This window comes from Mycolicibacterium gilvum, assembly GCF_900454025.1.
Lineage (GTDB): Bacteria > Actinomycetota > Actinomycetes > Mycobacteriales > Mycobacteriaceae > Mycobacterium > Mycobacterium gilvum.
Window position 1 is genome coordinate 4,353,715 of sequence record NZ_UGQM01000001.1, and the last position, 17,887, is coordinate 4,371,601.

The window sequence follows — 17,887 nt, forward strand, 5'->3', positions numbered from 1 at the left end:
CTCTACGTCTTGCCCCCCTACGACGGCGGTTCAGGGAGCGGGGCGCTGCCCGCAGGCGGGGCCAGGCGCCACGTGTCGAACGCCATCGCCAGCATCGCGTAGGTGCCGACGACGAAGACCAGCTCCATCGCCTGGTGGGTGTCCAGTTCGTCGACCAGGCGATGCCAGCTGTCGGGCTCGGCACGCCCGTCGCGCAGCAGTTCGTCGGTCACCTCCAGGATCACTCGGTCGACGCCGGAGAACCCCTCGATGTCCCCGGCGAGGCGATTGATGTCGTCCTCGGATACACCGCCTTCGAGAGCGACCTTGGCGTGCTCCCCCCAGAAGAACTCGGACCGTCGGGTGACGGCGACACGCAGGATCGCGAGTTCGCGCAGCCTCAACGGCAATTCGCCGCGCTGCAACAGCCAGCCGTTGAAGGTCAAGAAGCGGCGTGCCATCTTCGGATGCCGCGCGAGGAGTCCGATGATGTCGAACTTCAGCGGATCCGCGTCATGCCCCGAACCGGCCCGCGGAACCTTCTCCCCCGGCAGCCCGAGCAACGCGCCGAATGCGGCGTATTCGTCGTCACCCCATTCCTCGGCAGCCAGTGGCGCCAGGAGCGGTTCGTCGGCTGTCACCCGGCCTGCTCGACACCGTCGAAACTGGGCAGCGGCGCGGAGTCCGGCAGCTGCATCTGCAAATACACCGCGATGTAGGTGATCTTCCCGGCCGCATCGAACTCGTAGACCGAGGCACTGTTGACCACGCTGCTGAAATCGCCGATCCGGCTTCGTTCCTCGAGCTCGAGGAAGACGACGTCGCCTGCCTCGCTGATCCGCTTGAACGAGCAGTCCCAGTCCGAGGACTGCGCCCAGTTGGTCAGGAACTCGGCATACTCGGCCCAGTTCATCACCTCCTTGAACGGACCGATGCGGACGAAGTCGTCGCCGGCGACGAGCTCGGCCAGAGGCGCCCAGCTGTCTACCGAAAAGCCCGGCTCCTTGGCACTTTTCACCAGCCCGTGCATGGTGCGGCTGTATTCCAGAACCGCCCTGGCACGGCCCGTGCTCTCGCCGATGACATCGTCGATCGTGGTCATGCCTTCACCTCCGACGCGGCCATGTAGCGGTCCACCACCGAGTGGTAGTGCGCGATCACGACCTCCTCCTTGACCAGCGACATGTGGTCGAGGCGGTCGTTGCGCAGACCCTTCTGCTGACGCGGCATCTGCTCGTAATCCTGTTGCAGCGCTTCGAAATACTTGTGGCTACCCGGCGTGTCCACCACGATCGACTCGGCCCGCACCGCGTCGCGGAACTCCTGCGGCACGTACATGTAGCTGGCCACGTGCCAGATGCAGCGGTTCGGATCACCGCTGGGGTGCGGCCTGGACATGATGACGTGACACTCGCCTGCACGCACGGTCATGAAGTAGTTCGGGAAGAGCACCCAGCCCTGGTTGTCGACCATCTGGCTGTCCGTCAGACCGCTGACATCCAGGCCCATGCCCGTCAGCACTTCGCGGGTGGCCTGCTGCAGCAGCAGACGGGCGGTCAGGCCGTCCGGGAAGTCCACGGTGCCGTCCTCGTCCTGGTACGGAGCAATCAGTTCCTGGAAGCGCGGAATCACCGCGACGGTGCCGGGGAAGGTCTCGGGCAGCGCGAGGATGCCCGCGACCTGATCCTGCACTCCGGCACCCACGACCTCGAACGGAGCCATTGCGACACTGTGGCTTTCGAAGAACCGGTACCGCGCGGTCTTCGGGTTGATGTGCAGCACCTGCAGCAACTGCGGGTGGATCCCGTTGATGTGATAGCCCTCCTCGAAGGCATCCATCACGACTTTCCAGTTGCACTCGATGGCTTCGGTGACATCCATGACCGTGGTGAACTGCTCGATGTTGTACGGCTCGAGCAGGCTGACCACCTCCTCGCCGAGGTACTCGCGCAGAGGTGCGGCGTGGGGATCGGGGTTCAGGAAGATGAACCCGGCGAACGTGTCCACAGATACCGGCAGCAGTGAGTTCTCGGCTTTGTCGATCGAGCCGGCCAGGTTCTCGCGCAGCAAGCCCTTCAGCGTGCCCTCCAGGTCGTAGGACCAGAGGTGGTACTGGCAGAGGAATCCGCGCTTGGCGTTTCCGGTGTCGGTGACACACAGCGCGTTTCCGCGGTGCCGGCACGCGTTGACGAAGCCGCGCAGCTGTTCGTCCTTGCCCCGGACGATGATGAACGACTGGTCGAGGATCTCGTATCTCTTCCAGTCGCCGGGCTTGGGTATGTCCTCGGCTCTGCCTGCGATCTGCCAGGTGCGTGTCCAGATGGCCCCCCGCTCCCGTGCCGCGTAGTCCGGGCAGGTATAGCGGTCCGTCGGAATCGTCATGTTGAACGTCCCGGGCGCGACGTCGTCGAGACCCAGGCCGAGACCCGAATCTGCGTCGACCCATTCCCCTGGGCGTGTTGCTGGCATCAAGGCAGTCCTCCTCTGTCGGCGGCGATCGCCCGCCACTGCGCGACTCCGGATCGACGGCTCCGGATGTGACAGGCTTCACGATATACACTCATGTATCACTGATACAAGCATGTATTCAGAGGCGGACGGTCGCGGCGGGGGACGTTCCCCGACCGCGGTGGGAGGATAGGCGTGTGGCTGAACGCTGGACCAAGGAACGCCGTACCGAGCACACCCGGCAGATCCTGCTGGATGCCGCCGAAGAGGTCTTCGCCCGCAAGGGCCTGACGGGCGCCGCACTCGAAGAGATCGCCGACGCTGCAGGATTCACCCGCGGTGCCATCTACTCCCAGTTCGGAGCCAAGGAGAAACTGTTCCTGGCAGTCGTCGATCGCCAGCGCCAGCGCTTCCTCGACGGCTTCGCGGACGTGATGGACTCCTTCCACCGTCTCAGCGATGTCGACATCGACGAGCTCGCGCAGCGGTGGCGCCAGCTGAGCAGTGGAGCCGACCGGGCAGCGCTGGGCTACGAGCTCACCCTCTATCTGCTGCGCAATCCCGATGCACGCGCAAGTGTGGCCGCCCAGCGCCGCGAAACCATCCGGGCGCTCGGAGAGTTCATCAGCAAGAACGTCGCGCGCATCGGCGGAACTCTGACCATCGAGGCCGAGACGCTCGCCCGAATCGTGTTGGCCGCCAACGACGGCGTCACGTTGGACAGCCACATCGACGGGGAAGACCTGTACCGCCCCTATCTCCAGCTGGTGATGTCCAGCGTGCAGACTCCGCACTAGGCACCGCGCAGACGACGATGTCGTTTTTCCGCTAGTTCTGGCGGAGCCGGCGTGTCATCGTCGAGGTGTGTACACCGACTTCGACCGCTGCTACCGGGCGGTCCAATCGAAGGACACCCGCTTTGACGGCTGGTTCGTCACGGCGGTGCTGACCACCGCCATCTACTGCAGGCCCAGCTGTCCGGTCCGGCCCCCGTACGCGCGCAACATGCGGTTCTACCCGACAGCAGCGGCCGCTCAGCGGGCCGGGTTCCGGGCATGCAAGCGATGTCGACCGGACGCGTCGCCGGGTTCCCCGGAGTGGAACGTCAGGGGCGACGTCGTCGCCCGCGCGATGCGGCTGATCGCCGACGGTGTCGTCGACCGGGACGGTGTCGGCGGCCTCGCGGCACGCCTGGGCTACACCGTCCGTCAGCTCGAGCGCCTCACCCAGACCGAGGTCGGTGCGACCCCGCTGGCTCTCGCGCGGGCACAGCGCGCGCAGATGGCACGGATTCTGATCGAGACCACCGAGATGCGCTTCGCCGATGCCGCATTCGCGGCCGGCTTCTCCAGCATCCGCCAGTTCAACGACACCGTGCGGTCGGTGTCCGATCTGACCCCCACCATGCTTCGCCGACGCGCCAGATCCCGCAGGGGTGCTGACGCCGAGGGCGGCACCGGCGAGCTGTCTCTCCGGCTGGCGGTGCGGACCCCGTTCGCCTTCGAGGGGTTGTTCGGCCACCTGGCCGCCAGTGCGGTACCCGGTGTGGAGGAGGTCAGCGACGGGACCTACCGCAGAACTCTGCGGCTGCCCCACGGCAAGGGCATCGTGAGCCTGACGCCGCACCCCGACCACGTGGGATGCAGGCTTGTCCTCGACGACTTCCGTGATCTGTCCACGGCCATCGCGCGGTGCCGGAGGCTGCTCGATCTCGACGCCGACCCGGAAGCGATCGTCAGCGCGCTCTCCGCCGATGAGACGCTCACGGCTCTGGTCGCCAAGGCTCCCGGTCAACGCATCCCACGGACCGTGGATGAGCACGAACTCGCCGTACGGGTGGTGCTCGGGCAGCAGGTGTCGATGGCCGCGGCGCGCACCCACGCCGCGAGGCTGGTGCAGGCATACGGTCAGCCGGTCGAGCGGGCCGGCGGCACCCTCACGCATGTGTTCCCGGCCGTCACAGACCTTTCCGAGATCGACCCGGAGAACCTGGCGTTCCCGAGAGCACGCAGGCGCACCCTCATCGCTCTGGTCGGCGCGCTCGCCGACGGCTCCGTCACGCTCGACACAGGGTGCGATCGGGATGCGGCCCGGGCGGACCTTCTCGGCCTGCCCGGGATAGGCCCATGGACGACGGAGATGATCGCGATGCGGGGCCTGGGCGACCCCGACGCGTTTCCCGGGGGCGATCTGGGAGTGATCGCTGCGGCCACGCAGATCGGTCTGCCGGCGACACCGCGGGGACTTGCCCAGCACAGCGTCCGTTGGCGACCGTGGCGGTCCTATGCGACGCAGCACCTGTGGACGGCACTCGACCACAGCGTCAACGAATGGCCACCGAAGACGACAGGAGGTGCCCGGTGCAGTACCGCGTGATGGACAGTCCCGTCGGACCGCTGACGCTGGCCGGCTCACACGGGCGGTTGCAGCATCTCCGGATGGTGGATCAGACATATGAACCAGACCGCGCCCATTGGATGCGGGACGACACCGCGTTCGACGCCGCCATCGCCCAGTTGCAGGAGTACTTCGCCGGGGAACGGAAGGACTTCGCCCTGGATCTCGAGCTGGTCGGCACTCCGTTTCAGCGGCGGGTCTGGGAAGCGCTGCTCACCATTCCTTACGGCGAAACGCGCTCGTACGGCGAGGTTGCGAGACAGATCGGTGCACCGGGGGCGTTTCGGGCGGTGGGTTTGGCGAATGGGCGCAATCCGATCGGCATCATCATTCCGTGCCATCGAGTGATAGGCACAAATGGGAGTCTGACCGGATATGGCGGCGGATTGGAGCGAAAGAAACTGCTCCTCGGAATGGAACGCACCAATTCTGGTGCCATTCCGACGCTATTCGACTGACAATTCGACAGCACAAATGCCTGTGCCCCCCAATAGAATTGGGGGGCACAGGTCAATGTGTGTTCGGCGGTGTCCTACTTTTCCACCCGTGTGGGTAGTATCATCGGCGCTGGTAGGCTTAGCTTCCGGGTTCGGGATGGGACCGGGCGTTTCCCTGCCGCTATTACCGCCGTAACTGTATTCACTCGTTTTTGAGTGATCCCCTTTTGTGTGGGGAAGTTTATAGCCCCTGTTTTTGGTGGTGGGGTGCAGTCGTGTGACTGTGGAGTGTGGTTGCGAGGTTTTGTTGTTGTTGTAAGTTTTCGGCCGGTTAGTGCCAGTTCCCTGCGACCATTGCTGGTCTTCTAGGTCTGGTCTATCGATCCCGTGGTCTGCGGGGGGCCTTATCCCACTTAATGGGTGAGAAGCCTGGTCTTGGAGGGGGTTTCCCGCTTAGATGCTTTCAGCGGTTATCCTGTCCGAACGTGGCTATCCAGCGATGCTCCTGGTGGAACAACTGGTAGACCAGAGGTTCGTCCGTCCCGGTCCTCTCGTACTAGGGACAGATTTCCTCAAGCTTCTGACGCGCGCGGCGGATAGAGACCGAACTGTCTCACGACGTTCTAAACCCAGCTCGCGTGCCGCTTTAATGGGCGAACAGCCCAACCCTTGGGACCTGCTCCAGCCCCAGGATGCGACGAGCCGACATCGAGGTGCCAAACCATCCCGTCGATATGGACTCTTGGGGAAGATCAGCCTGTTATCCCCGGGGTACCTTTTATCCGTTGAGCGACACCCCTTCCACTCAGAGGTGCCGGATCACTAGTCCCGACTTTCGTCCCTGCTTGACATGTCCGTCTCGCAGTCAAGCTCCCTTGTGCACTTACACTCAACACCTGATTGCCGTCCAGGTTGAGGGAACCTTTGGGCGCCTCCGTTACATTTTAGGAGGCAACCGCCCCAGTTAAACTACCCACCAGGCACTGTCCCTGGACCGGATAGACGGTCCGAGGTTAGAGGCCCAATACGATCAGAGTGGTATTTCAACAATGACTCCACAATCACTGGCGTGACTGCTTCCTAGTCTCCCACCTATCCTACACAAACCGTATCGAGCACCAATACCAAGTTGTAGTGAAGGTCCCGGGGTCTTTTCGTCCTGCCGCGCGTAACGAGCATCTTTACTCGTAATGCAATTTCGCCGAGTCTATGGTTGAGACAGTTGAGAAGTCGTTACGCCATTCGTGCAGGTCGGAACTTACCCGACAAGGAATTTCGCTACCTTAGGATGGTTATAGTTACCACCGCCGTTTACTGGGGCTTAAATTCTCAGCTTCACCCCGAAGGGTTAACCGGTCCTCTTAACCTTCCAGCACCGGGCAGGCGTCAGTCCGTATACATCGTCTTGCGACTTCGCACGGACCTGTGTTTTTAGTAAACAGTCGCTTCTCACTGGTTTGTGCCACCCACGCCCGCTGCCCACCGCAAGGGTGTTGACGGTATGTGGGTCCCCCTTCTCCCGAAGTTACGGGGGCATTTTGCCGAGTTCCTTAACCATAGTTCACTCGTACGCCTCGGTATTCTCTACCTGACCACCTGTGTTGGTTTGGGGTACGGGCCGTGTATGCGCTCGCTAGAGGCTTTTCTCGACAGCATAGGATCACCGAATTCGCCTCAATCGGCTATGCATCACCTCTCAGGATATGTGTTGGACGGATTTACCTATCCAACTCCCTACAGGCTTACCCCGGTATTACCACTGACCGGTACGGCTGCCTTCCTGCGTCACCCCATCGCTTGACTACTACCAGAGAAGGTCACGCGCAGCCCCACCAATCCGCACACCCGAAGGTGATTGGTAACAGTGGTTTTGGGCGCTTAGTACCTCTGATTCATCAGGGACGCTCATACACGGGTACGGGAATATCAACCCGTTGTCCATCGACTACGCCTGTCGGCCTCGCCTTAGGTCCCGACTCACCCTGGGCGGACTGGCCTGGCCCAGGAACCCTTGGTCTTCCGGCGGGCAAGGTTCTCACTTGCCTTATCGCTACTCATGCCTGCATTCTCACTCCCACACCCTCCACCACTAGATCACTCTGCGGCTTCACCGGATGCAGGACGCTCCCCTACCCAGCACACAAAAGTATGCTGCCGCGGCTTCGGCGGTGTGCTTGAGCCCCGCTACATTATCGGCGCACAATCACTTGACCAGTGAGCTATTACGCACTCTTTCAAGGGTGGCTGCTTCTAAGCCAACCTCCTGGTTGTCTTCGCGACTGCACATCCTTTTCCACTTAGCACACGCTTAGGGGCCTTAGCCGGCGATCTGGGCTGTTTCCCTCTCGACGCACGGAGCTTATCCCCCGCCGTCTCACTGCCGCATTACACCGTGTCGGCATTCGGAGTTTGGCTGACGTCAGTAACCTTGTGAGGCCCATCGGCCATCCAGTAGCTCTACCTCCGACACGAACACTGCGACGCTGCACCTAAATGCATTTCGGGGAGAACCAGCTATCACGGAGTTTGATTGGCCTTTCACCCCTACCCACAACTCATCCCCTCAGTCTTCAACCTAAGTGGGTTCGGGCCTCCACGCGGTCTTACCCGCGCTTCACCCTGGCCATGGGTAGATCACTCCGCTTCGGGTCCAGAACACACCACTACACCACACACTGTTGTGTGGATACGCCCTATTCAGACTCGCTTTCGCTACGGCTACCCCACCCGGGTTAACCTCGCGACATGTCCCTGACTCGCAGGCTCATTCTTCAAAAGGCACGCCATCACCCCACCACGAAGGAGGGCTCTGACGGATTGTAAGCGCACGGTTTCAGGTACTATTTCACTCCCCTCCCGGGGTACTTTTCACCATTCCCTCACGGTACTAATCCGCTATCGGTCACTGGGAAGTATTCAGGCTTACCGGGTGGTCCCGGCAGATTCACAGCAGATTCCACGGGCCCGCTGCTACTCGGGGACAGTTCCACGAAAGCTGTGATGTTTTCAATTACGGGGCTCTCACCCTCTCCGGCAGGCCATCCCAAGCCACTTCACCTAACACCACAGTTGATCACTTTCGCTCCAGCCGGCGGACTGAAGAAGAAACGCCCCACAACACCGCACACACAACCCCCGCCGGGTATCACATGCACACGGTTTAGCCATCCTCCGCTTTCGCTCGCCACTACTCACGGAATCACTTTTGTTTTCTCTTCCTACGGGTACTGAGATGTTTCACTTCCCCGCGTTCCCCCCCAACGCCTATATATTCAGCGTTGGGTGACACGACATCACTCGTGCCGGGTTTCCCCATTCGGACATCCTCGGATCCACGCTCGGTTGGCAGCTCCCCGAGGCATATCGCAGCCTCCCACGTCCTTCATCGGCTCCCAGTGCCAAGGCATCCACCATGCGCCCTTAAACACTTACAACACAAAACCAAAAAATGAGTCACCCACACACACCCTTCCGGGAGCATGCGGGTATCAGAAAAATTTGCATTACATAAAAAGAAGCACACACACCCGAAAGCCTGTGCACCATCTTTCGATGCTCGCAACCACTATCCACAAATCAAACACCACACCCCACCACCAAAGCAGGGCAACAACACACCGACCCCGCCAACGCGGAGCCACCCCCACAAAAAGGGGCACAGGCCTGTTGTCTCAAAGCCCAATAGTGTGTCTGATGACTTCGCACCACAACCCCGGAAAACCGGAATCCCGTTGCAGCACTTAATGTTTGTTGTTGCACCAGACCTGACTCCACTACAGAGACCAGGCCATCTTCACGAATCGATCAGATCACCGAACCCCCACACGATGTGGGCGGGCCTGATTCTCGTGGTGCTCCTTAGAAAGGAGGTGATCCAGCCGCACCTTCCGGTACGGCTACCTTGTTACGACTTCGTCCCAATCGCCGATCCCACCTTCGACGGCTCCCTCCCACAAGGGGTTAGGCCACCGGCTTCGGGTGTTACCGACTTTCATGACGTGACGGGCGGTGTGTACAAGGCCCGGGAACGTATTCACCGCAGCGTTGCTGATCTGCGATTACTAGCGACTCCGACTTCACGGGGTCGAGTTGCAGACCCCGATCCGAACTGAGACCGGCTTTGAAAGGATTCGCTCCACCTCACGGCATCGCAGCCCTTTGTACCGGCCATTGTAGCATGTGTGAAGCCCTGGACATAAGGGGCATGATGACTTGACGTCATCCCCACCTTCCTCCGAGTTGACCCCGGCAGTCTCTCACGAGTCCCCACCATAACGTGCTGGCAACATGAGACAAGGGTTGCGCTCGTTGCGGGACTTAACCCAACATCTCACGACACGAGCTGACGACAGCCATGCACCACCTGCACACAGGCCACAAGGGAACCGACATCTCTGCCGGCGTCCTGTGCATGTCAAACCCAGGTAAGGTTCTTCGCGTTGCATCGAATTAATCCACATGCTCCGCCGCTTGTGCGGGCCCCCGTCAATTTCTTTGAGTTTTAGCCTTGCGGCCGTACTCCCCAGGCGGGGTACTTAATGCGTTAGCTACGGCACGGATCCCAAGGAAGGAAACCCACACCTAGTACCCACCGTTTACGGCGTGGACTACCAGGGTATCTAATCCTGTTCGCTCCCCACGCTTTCGCTCCTCAGCGTCAGTTACTGCCCAGAGACCCGCCTTCGCCACCGGTGTTCCTCCTGATATCTGCGCATTCCACCGCTACACCAGGAATTCCAGTCTCCCCTGCAGTACTCAAGTCTGCCCGTATCGCCCGCACGCCCACAGTTAAGCTGTGAGTTTTCACGAACAACGCGACAAACCACCTACGAGCTCTTTACGCCCAGTAATTCCGGACAACGCTCGGACCCTACGTATTACCGCGGCTGCTGGCACGTAGTTGGCCGGTCCTTCTTCTCCAGGTACCGTCACTTGCGCTTCGTCCCTGGCGAAAGAGGTTTACAACCCGAAGGCCGTCATCCCTCACGCGGCGTCGCTGCATCAGGCTTGCGCCCATTGTGCAATATTCCCCACTGCTGCCTCCCGTAGGAGTCTGGGCCGTATCTCAGTCCCAGTGTGGCCGGTCACCCTCTCAGGCCGGCTACCCGTCGTCGCCTTGGTAAGCCATTACCTCACCAACAAGCTGATAGGCCGCGGGCCCATCCCACACCGCAAAAGCTTTCCACCACACACCATGAAGCATGCGGTCCTATTCGGTATTAGACCCAGTTTCCCAGGCTTATCCCAAAGTGCAGGGCAGATCACCCACGTGTTACTCACCCGTTCGCCACTCGAGTACCCCGAAGGGCCTTTCCGTTCGACTTGCATGTGTTAAGCACGCCGCCAGCGTTCGTCCTGAGCCAGAATCAAACTCTCCAAACAAAAACAACCCATCCACAGACAGGTGAATTCACAATCAGAGAAATCCGATCATCAAACAAGACACCAAAGACTGGCATCAAAAAAGCCATGCCCCCAAACGGGAAAAGAGGACACAACAAAAAAACAACAAACAAAAACCACCAAACACACTATTGAGTTCTCAAACAACAGAGCCTGCTTTAAGGCAACCCCGCCAGTCTATAACAGCCCTGGCGGGCGGTCAAGCCGCTGCCCCGGATTTCCTTCCGGACCCCCGGGGGCTCGCTGCTGATGTCGGTAACACTACGCGGTCTTCGCGCAAGGTTCCAAATCGCCAGCGTAGAAGGGCTTTTCGGACCCATCGACGTTACGTGACGCGCTCGATCTCCGCGCCCAGTGCGGCAAGATTTTCCACGAATTTCGGATAACCGCGATCGATGTGAAAGACGTCGTGCACCTCGGTGTCACCATCGGCCACCAAACCGGCCAGCACGAGGCCGGCGCCGGCGCGGATGTCCGACGACCAGACCGGCGCGCTCGACAGTTGCGGGATTCCCCGCACCACCGCGTGGTGGCCGTCGGTTCGCGCGTCTGCGCCGAGCCGGATCATCTCTTCGACGAAACGGAACCGTGCTTCGAAGACGTTCTCGGTGATCATCGACGTACCGTCCGCGACGGCGGCCAGTCCGATCGCCATGGGTTGCAGGTCAGTCGGAAAACCGGGGAACGGCAACGTCGCGACGTTCACCGCCTTGGGCCGTTCGTACTGCACCACCCGAAAGCCGTCATCCGACTGCGTGACCGTTGCACCGGCGTCGTGCAACTTGTGCAACACCAACTGCAGATGAGCCGGGTCGACACCGGTGACCGAGATGTCGCCGCGCGTCATCGCGGCCGCAATACCCCACGTCGCGGCGACGATCCGGTCACCGATCACGCGGTGTTCGGTCGGATGGAGCCGGTCGACACCGGTGATGGTCAACGTCGACGAACCGGCGCCGGTCACCTGCGCGCCCATCTGGTTGAGCATCGTGCACAGGTCCACGACGTCGGGTTCCCGCGCAGCGTTGTGGATGGTCGTCACCCCGTCCGCCAGCACCGCGGCCATCAGGATGTTCTCCGTTGCACCCACCGACGGAAACTCCAGCTGGATCTCCGCGCCGTGCAGATGGTCGGCCTCGGCGACCACGCAGCCGTGCTCGATGTTGCACCTGGCGCCCAGCTGACGCAGACCTGCCTGGTGCATGTCGAGTGGCCGCGATCCGATGGCATCGCCGCCCGGTAGCGCGACGCGCGCCTTCTTACATCTGCCGACCAGCGGACCGAGCACACACACCGACGCCCGGAACTGACGAACGGCGGCGAAATCCGCGTCGTACTTCGGTTCATCGGGCGAGGTGATCCGCACGACGTCGCCCTCAAGCTCGACCGTCGCCCCGAGACCGCGCAGAACCTCGGCCATCAACGGCACATCGAGAATGTCCGGACAATTGGTGATCGTGCTGGTGCCCTCGGCGAGCAATGCGGCAGCCATCAGCTTCAACACGCTGTTCTTGGCGCCCCCGACGGCAACTTCGCCCGATAACCGACAGCCGCCGGTCACCACGAATCGCTCGCTCACGCCGGTTAGTGTAAGCAGACCGCGAGACCGTGTCAGGCTGCCGGGCCAGGGGGTCCGGACACATCCCGGTACCGTTTCAGCATGGCAGTTCACCTGACGCGGATATATACCCGGACCGGCGACGACGGCACGACCGGGCTCAGCGATTTCAGCAGGGTTTCCAAGAACGACACCCGGCTCGCCGCCTACGCCGACTGTGATGAAGTCAACGCCGCTCTCGGTGTCGCGGTGGCGCTGGGAAACCCGGACGAACATCTGCTGGAAGTGCTGCGCCAGGTGCAGAACGACCTGTTCGACGCCGGCGCCGACCTGTCGACACCGGTGGTCGCGAACCCCGAGTATCCGCCGCTGCGCATCACGCAGGAGTACATCGACCGGCTGGAGAAATGGTGCGACGAGTTCAATGAGCCGCTGCCCGCGCTGAACTCCTTCATCCTGCCCGGCGGCACCACGCTCTCCGCCCTGCTGCACGTCGCACGGACAGTGGCTCGGCGCGCCGAACGGTCGGCGTGGCTGGCAGTCGAGGCCCACGGTGACTCGATCAGCGTTCTTCCCGCGAAGTATCTGAACAGGCTTTCTGACCTGCTGTTCATTCTGTCTCGCGTCGCCAACCCGGACGGTGACGTGCTGTGGCAGCCGGGTGGACAAACTCAGTAGCTGCGACGGCGCGCACGAGGCGACGGCCGGGACTCCATCCACGAGGTGAACGCGGTCAACGCGCCGCGATCGAGAGCGATCTCGTAGCCCCGACCGCGGTCGGGACCGGTGTCACGCAACTCGAGGACCACGATCTCCTCGGTCATGATGTCGAATTCGTCGCCCCGCGGTGCACGGCGGGAAACCACTTCCACACCCCGACGGCTCAACGTTCGATCCGGCCACCACCGGAAACTGGAAAGCCGGTAGAAGCCGGCCTCCCCGCCGCGGTACCGCATGACGCCGTGACGCCAGCCGTGCCCACCGACAGCAGGCATGTCCCGCAGGATCGCGGCGGTGCCACCGACCTGTCTGAGCTTCCACAGCCGGTAGAACAGCGCGACGACGACGAGCAGCAGCACACAGACCAGCGCGACCATGAAAAGCATGGACGCGCTCATCCGCTGTCAGTCCAGTTGGCCCAGAGCGCGCAGACGCGCTCGACCCCATGCTGCGGTCCGCTCGTCGTCGGACTCCGAATCCTGCTTGGCTGCGTCGGCGTTGATCTCCGACTCGAACTCCGCGTTCTCCACGAGGATGCGGACGGCTTCCTCGGTCACCGACAGAAATCCGCCGTCGACCGCGATCCGGAGATCGTCCTCGCCTTCACGCTCGACGCGCACCATGGCGTCGTCGACGAGCTGAGCGACCAGCGGGATGTGCCGCGGCAGGATGCCGATCTCCCCGGCGGTGGTCCGGGTGAACACGAACGTAGCGTCACCCGACCACAGCTCGCGCTCCACGGCGACGATCTCGACGTGCAAATCCGCCATGTCACACCACCTCCCTTTGTGCTCCTCGCGTGCGCAGCCTTCGCGCAGTCAGAGTGATCACAGCTTGGCGCCGAGGCTCTCGGCCTTCTTCGCCAGGTCGTCGAGTCCACCGATGAGGAAGAACGCCTGCTCGGGCAGGTGGTCGAACTCGCCCTTGGTGAGCTTGTCGAACGCCTCGATGGTCTCCTTGAGCGGCACCGTCGAGCCGGGCTGGCCGGTGAACTGCTCGGCCGCCATCATGTTCTGGCTCAGGAAGCGCTCCAGACGACGCGCACGCTGCACCAGCTGCTTGTCCTCCTCGGCGAGCTCGTCGATACCGAGGATCGCGATGATGTCCTGAAGATCCTTGTAGCGCTGCAGGATTCGGATGACTTCCTGAGCGACGCGGTAGTGCTCGTCGCCCACCACGGCCGGGTCGAGGATCGTCGAGGACGATGCCAGCGGATCCACTGCCGGGAAGATGCCCTTCGAGAACACCGTACGAGAAAGCTCGGTGGTGGCGTCGAGGTGCGCGAACGTGGTCGCCGGCGCCGGGTCGGTGTAGTCGTCGGCGGGCACGTACACGGCCTGCATCGAGGTGATCGAGCGACCGCGGGTCGAGGTGATGCGCTCCTGGAGCTCGCCCATCTCGTCGGCCAGCGTGGGCTGGTAACCCACGGCCGACGGCATACGACCGAGCAGGGTCGAGACCTCGGAGCCGGCCTGGGTGAAACGGAAGATGTTGTCGATGAACAGAAGCACGTCCTGCTGCTGCTCGTCGCGGAAGAACTCCGCCATCGTCAGCGCCGACAGGGCGACGCGCATACGGGTGCCCGGCGGCTCGTCCATCTGACCGAACACCAACGCGGTGTCCTTGAGGACGTTGGCGTCCTCGAGCTCGACCCAGAGGTCGTTGCCCTCACGGGTGCGCTCGCCGACGCCGGCGAACACCGAGGTGCCACCGAAGTTGCGGGCGATGCGGTTGATCATCTCCTGGATGAGCACGGTCTTGCCCACGCCGGCGCCGCCGAACAGGGCGATCTTGCCGCCACGGACGTACGGGGTCAGCAGGTCGACGACCTTGAGGCCGGTCTCCAGCATCTCGGTGCGGGGCTCGAGCTCCGAGAAGGGCGGCGGCTTGCGGTGGATCGACCAGTGCTCGAAGTCCTTGCCGTAGCCGGGCTCGTCGAGGCAGTCGCCGAGGGCGTTGAACACGTGGCCCTTGACGCCGTCACCGACGGGCACCGAGATCGAATTGCCGGTGTCGGTCACCTCGACGCCACGGACCAGGCCGTCGGTCGGCTGCATCGAGATGGTGCGCACCAGGTTGTCGCCGAGGTGCTGGGCAACCTCGAGCGTCAGCGTCTTCGACAGTTCCTTGTAGGTGATGTCGGCGTGCAGTGCGTTGAACAGTTCGGGGACGGAGCCGCGCGGGAACTCCACGTCGACCACGGGGCCGGTGATGCGAACAACGCGACCCGACGTCGTCTTCTCTTCGGTTGAAGTCATTTTCTCTTCGCTTCCTAAAGGGGCTTCTGTGTTGGGGTCGGCTAGCGCGAGTCGGCGAGCGCGTTGGCGCCACCGACGATCTCGCTGATTTCCTGGGTGATCTGCGCCTGACGTTCGCGGTTGGCCGACAGCTTGAGCGCCTTGATCAGATCGTCTGCGTTGTCGGTCGCCGACTTCATGGCGCGCCGGCGTGAGGCCGACTCCGAGGCCGCGGCCTCCAGGAGTGCGGCGTACACGCGGGTCGCCACGTAGCGCGGCAGCAACGCGTCGAAGAGCGTCTCCGGATCCGGCTCGAACGAGAACAGCGTCTGCGGTCCGTCTTCGGGCTGCTCGTCGCCGACGTACTCGACGACCATCGGAGCGATTCGCCGCGCCGCCGCCGACTGCGACAGCATCGACCTGAACTCCGTGAACACGATGTGCAGTTCGTCGACGCCGAGGACACCGTCGGCGCCCGCGTCGTCACCTTCGTCGTCGGCACCGGACATGAACGACGCCACCAGGGTGTCGGCGATCTCCTTGGCGTTCTCGTACGTAGGCCGCTCCGAGAATCCCGACCACGACTCCGTCACCTCGCGCTGACGGAAGTTGAAGTAGCCCTGTGCCTTTCGCCCGACCGTGTACACGACCGGTTCCTTGCCCTCTTCGCGCAGCAGCGCGAACAGCTCCTCGGACTGACGGAGCACGTTGGCGTTGTACGCGCCGCAGAGTCCACGGTCCGACGACACCACCAGCACCGCGGCGCGTCGCGGGTTTTCCCGCGCGACGAGCAGCGGATGATCCAGCGCGCTGGCGCTGGCAAGCTCGGTGAGCATGCTGGTGATCTCGGTGCTGTAGGGCCGAGCCGCTTCGACTCGGGCCTGCGCCTTCGCGATACGCGACGTGGCGATCAGTTCCTGGGCCTTGGTGATCTTCTTGATCGACCCGGCGGAACGGATGCGCCCACGTAGCTCGCGCAGTGTTGCAGCCATCTAGCTCTCCAGACCCTTTCGGTCTTACTTCTTGGGGGCCGGCTTGCGGACCTTGACCGATTCCTTCTCGACGTCCGCCTCGTCCATGGCCTCGGCGTCGGCCTCGTTCACCACGACCGAACTGCCGTCGGACGCCGAGAAGCCCTTCTTGAAGTCGTTGATGACGTTCGTCAACTTCTCCTCGGTGCTCTCCGACAGCTTCTTGGTCTCGCGGATCTCCTGGAGGATGTCGTCGTGCGAGGCCTTGACGTGCTCGAGGACTTCCTGCTCGAAGCGCGAGACGTCCTCGACCGGGACGGAGTCCAGGTGGCCCTTGGTGCCGAGGAAGATCGCGACGACCTGGTCCTCGACCGAGTACGGCGTGTACTGCGGCTGCTTGAGCAGCTCGACCAGGCGGGCGCCGCGGTCCAGCTGCGCCTTCGACGCCGCATCCAGGTCCGAGGCGAAGGCCGCGAACGACTCCAGCTCGCGATACTGCGACAGCTCCAGACGCAGCGAGCCCGCCACCTCTTTCATGGCCTTGATCTGGGCGGCGCCGCCGACTCGGGACACCGACACACCGACGTTGATGGCCGGCCGGACGCCCTGGTTGAACAGGTCGGACTCCAGGAAGCACTGGCCGTCGGTGATGGAGATGACGTTGGTCGGGATGAACGCCGAGATGTCGTTGGCCTTCGTCTCGATGATCGGCAGACCCGTCATCGAGCCGCCGCCGAGCTCATCGGAGAGCTTCGCGCAACGCTCCAGCAGACGCGAGTGCAGGTAGAAGACGTCGCCGGGGAACGCCTCACGGCCCGGCGGGCGACGCAGCAGCAGTGAGATGGCGCGGTAGGCGTCGGCCTGCTTGGACAGGTCGTCGAACACGATCAGCACGTGCTTGCCGTCGTACATCCAGTGCTGACCGATGGCCGAGCCGGTGTAAGGAGCCAGCCACTTGAAGCCGGCGGCGTCGGAGGCCGGCGCCGCGACGATGGTGGTGTACTCCATCGCGCCACCCTCTTCGAGGGCGCGCTTCACCGACGCGATCGTGGTGCCCTTCTGACCGATGGCGACGTAGACGCAGCGCACCTGCTGCTTGGGGTCACCGGTCTCCCAGGCCTTGCGCTGGTTGAGGATCGTGTCGACGGCGACGGCGGTCTTGCCCGTCTTGCGGTCGCCGATGATCAGCTGGCGCTGGCCGCGGCCGATCGGGGTCTGGCTGTCGATGGCCTTGATGCCGGTCTGCAGCGGCTCCGAGACGCCCTGCCGCTGAACCACCGACGGCGCCTGCAGTTCGAGGGCGCGACGGGTGTCAGACTCGATGTCGCCCTGGCCGTCGATCGGCTGACCGAGCGGGTTGATGACACGGCCGAGGAACGCGTCGCCGACGGGCACGGAGAGCACCTCGCCGGTGCGCTTGACCTGCTGGCCTTCTTCGATCTTCTCGAATTCACCGAGGATCACGGCGCCGACGCTGTGCTCGTCGAGGTTCAGTGCGACACCGAGGACGCCACCGGGGAATTCCAGCAGCTCCTGGGTCATCACCGAGGGCAGTCCCTCGACGTGGGCGATACCGTCGCCGGCATCGATAACCGTGCCGATCTCTTCACGCTCGGAATCGGCGGTGAAGGAGGAGACGTAGTCCTCGATCGCCCCTTCGATGTCAGAAGCGGAGATTGTCAACTCTGCCATGGCTTTTCGTCTTCCTGCCTTTGTGTTTGTTACTGCTCGAGTCTG

13 protein-coding genes and 3 rRNA genes are annotated in these 17,887 nt (G+C 62.8%); 4 read left to right on the forward strand and 12 right to left on the reverse strand.

Annotated features, from left to right (window positions below; genetic code table 11):
- Positions 1-17 precede the first annotated feature (17 nt).
- From DYE23_RS20300 to DYE23_RS20310, 3 genes are read right to left on the reverse strand one after another with little or no spacing between them, the layout of a single operon-like run.
- Entirely contained in the window at positions 18-620 is a 603-nt protein-coding gene (locus tag DYE23_RS20300; protein WP_011893211.1) for a carboxymuconolactone decarboxylase family protein, read from the reverse strand.
- Positions 617-1,081 carry a hypothetical protein gene (locus DYE23_RS20305; RefSeq protein ID WP_013471186.1) on the reverse strand — a complete coding sequence of 155 codons (465 nt, stop codon included), beginning with the start codon at positions 1,079-1,081 and terminating at the stop codon, positions 617-619. Before DYE23_RS20305 ends, DYE23_RS20300 begins: the two co-directional genes overlap by 4 nt.
- Positions 1,078-2,448 carry an aromatic ring-hydroxylating oxygenase subunit alpha gene (locus DYE23_RS20310; protein WP_115328004.1) on the reverse strand — a complete coding sequence of 457 codons (1,371 nt, stop codon included), beginning with the start codon at positions 2,446-2,448 and terminating at the stop codon, positions 1,078-1,080. Before DYE23_RS20310 ends, DYE23_RS20305 begins: the two co-directional genes overlap by 4 nt.
- 176 nt (positions 2,449-2,624) lie before the next feature.
- Here DYE23_RS20310 and DYE23_RS20315 point away from each other — a divergent pair, with 176 nt between their 5' ends.
- From DYE23_RS20315 to DYE23_RS20325, 3 genes are all read left to right on the forward strand, one after another.
- Positions 2,625-3,224, forward strand: a complete 600-nt coding sequence (locus DYE23_RS20315; protein WP_115328005.1) for a TetR/AcrR family transcriptional regulator — start codon at positions 2,625-2,627, stop codon at positions 3,222-3,224.
- A gap of 67 nt (positions 3,225-3,291) precedes the next feature.
- A complete protein-coding gene (locus tag DYE23_RS20320) occupies positions 3,292-4,803 on the forward strand; it encodes a DNA-3-methyladenine glycosylase 2 family protein (RefSeq protein WP_115328006.1) in 1,512 nt (503 codons plus the stop codon).
- Positions 4,758-5,282 carry a methylated-DNA--[protein]-cysteine S-methyltransferase gene (locus tag DYE23_RS20325; protein WP_115328007.1) on the forward strand — a complete coding sequence of 175 codons (525 nt, stop codon included), beginning with the start codon at positions 4,758-4,760 and terminating at the stop codon, positions 5,280-5,282. Before DYE23_RS20320 ends, DYE23_RS20325 begins: the two co-directional genes overlap by 46 nt.
- Positions 5,283-5,343: 61 nt before the next feature.
- Here DYE23_RS20325 and rrf read toward each other — a convergent pair.
- The 4 genes from rrf to murA form a co-directional block, all read right to left on the reverse strand.
- A 5S ribosomal RNA gene (gene rrf / locus DYE23_RS20330) occupies positions 5,344-5,456 on the reverse strand.
- A 116-nt stretch (positions 5,457-5,572) separates the two neighbouring features.
- Positions 5,573-8,695: ribosomal RNA gene (locus DYE23_RS20335) — 23S ribosomal RNA — on the reverse strand.
- Positions 8,696-9,123: 428 nt separating this feature from the next.
- Positions 9,124-10,643, reverse strand: a 16S ribosomal RNA gene (locus tag DYE23_RS20340).
- The 16S, 23S and 5S rRNA genes sit together here, the layout of an rRNA operon.
- A gap of 346 nt (positions 10,644-10,989) precedes the next feature.
- The gene (gene murA / locus DYE23_RS20345) at positions 10,990-12,243 is read right to left on the reverse strand and encodes a UDP-N-acetylglucosamine 1-carboxyvinyltransferase (RefSeq protein WP_099961753.1); all 1,254 of its coding nucleotides are present in this window, start codon (positions 12,241-12,243) and stop codon (positions 10,990-10,992) included.
- An 81-nt stretch (positions 12,244-12,324) separates the two neighbouring features.
- Here murA and DYE23_RS20350 point away from each other — a divergent pair, with 81 nt between their 5' ends.
- Positions 12,325-12,900, forward strand: a complete 576-nt coding sequence (locus tag DYE23_RS20350; protein WP_011893204.1) for a cob(I)yrinic acid a,c-diamide adenosyltransferase — start codon at positions 12,325-12,327, stop codon at positions 12,898-12,900.
- On the opposite strand, the gene DYE23_RS20355 is transcribed toward DYE23_RS20350, so the two are convergent.
- The 5 genes from DYE23_RS20355 to atpA are packed head-to-tail and all read right to left on the reverse strand — an operon-like array spanning position 12,894 to position 17,842.
- Positions 12,894-13,340, reverse strand: coding sequence for a DUF2550 domain-containing protein (locus DYE23_RS20355; RefSeq protein ID WP_013471183.1), 447 nt, complete (start codon positions 13,338-13,340; stop codon positions 12,894-12,896). The genes DYE23_RS20350 and DYE23_RS20355 overlap by 7 nt on opposite strands.
- A 6-nt stretch (positions 13,341-13,346) precedes the next feature.
- A complete protein-coding gene (locus tag DYE23_RS20360; protein ID WP_011893202.1) occupies positions 13,347-13,712 on the reverse strand; it encodes a F0F1 ATP synthase subunit epsilon in 366 nt (121 codons plus the stop codon).
- A gap of 57 nt (positions 13,713-13,769) precedes the next feature.
- Complete coding sequence (atpD, locus tag DYE23_RS20365; RefSeq protein WP_011893201.1) at positions 13,770-15,200, reverse strand: F0F1 ATP synthase subunit beta; 1,431 nt, start codon at positions 15,198-15,200, stop codon at positions 13,770-13,772.
- Positions 15,201-15,241: 41 nt separating this feature from the next.
- The gene (locus DYE23_RS20370) at positions 15,242-16,171 is read right to left on the reverse strand and encodes a F0F1 ATP synthase subunit gamma (RefSeq protein WP_011893200.1); all 930 of its coding nucleotides are present in this window, start codon (positions 16,169-16,171) and stop codon (positions 15,242-15,244) included.
- A gap of 24 nt (positions 16,172-16,195) precedes the next feature.
- The gene (atpA, locus tag DYE23_RS20375) at positions 16,196-17,842 is read right to left on the reverse strand and encodes a F0F1 ATP synthase subunit alpha (protein ID WP_013471182.1); all 1,647 of its coding nucleotides are present in this window, start codon (positions 17,840-17,842) and stop codon (positions 16,196-16,198) included.
- Positions 17,843-17,887: the final 45 nt, after the last annotated feature.

Bases quoted from the DNA above. Each gene is read 5' to 3' on its own strand.
- DYE23_RS20305 (WP_013471186.1), bottom strand. From the start codon at position 1,081: ATGACCACGATCGACGATGTCATCGGCGAGAGCACGGGCCGTGCCAGG.
- DYE23_RS20310 (WP_115328004.1), bottom strand. From the start codon at position 2,448: ATGCCAGCAACACGCCCAGGGGAATGGGTCGACGCAGATTCGGGTCTC.
- DYE23_RS20325 (WP_115328007.1), top strand. From the start codon at position 4,758: ATGGCCACCGAAGACGACAGGAGGTGCCCGGTGCAGTACCGCGTGATG.
- DYE23_RS20350 (WP_011893204.1), top strand. From the start codon at position 12,325: ATGGCAGTTCACCTGACGCGGATATATACCCGGACCGGCGACGACGGC.
- DYE23_RS20355 (WP_013471183.1), bottom strand. From the start codon at position 13,340: ATGAGCGCGTCCATGCTTTTCATGGTCGCGCTGGTCTGTGTGCTGCTG.
- DYE23_RS20360 (WP_011893202.1), bottom strand. From the start codon at position 13,712: ATGGCGGATTTGCACGTCGAGATCGTCGCCGTGGAGCGCGAGCTGTGG.
- atpD (WP_011893201.1), bottom strand. From the start codon at position 15,200: ATGACTTCAACCGAAGAGAAGACGACGTCGGGTCGCGTTGTTCGCATC.
- DYE23_RS20370 (WP_011893200.1), bottom strand. From the start codon at position 16,171: ATGGCTGCAACACTGCGCGAGCTACGTGGGCGCATCCGTTCCGCCGGG.
- atpA (WP_013471182.1), bottom strand. From the start codon at position 17,842: ATGGCAGAGTTGACAATCTCCGCTTCTGACATCGAAGGGGCGATCGAG.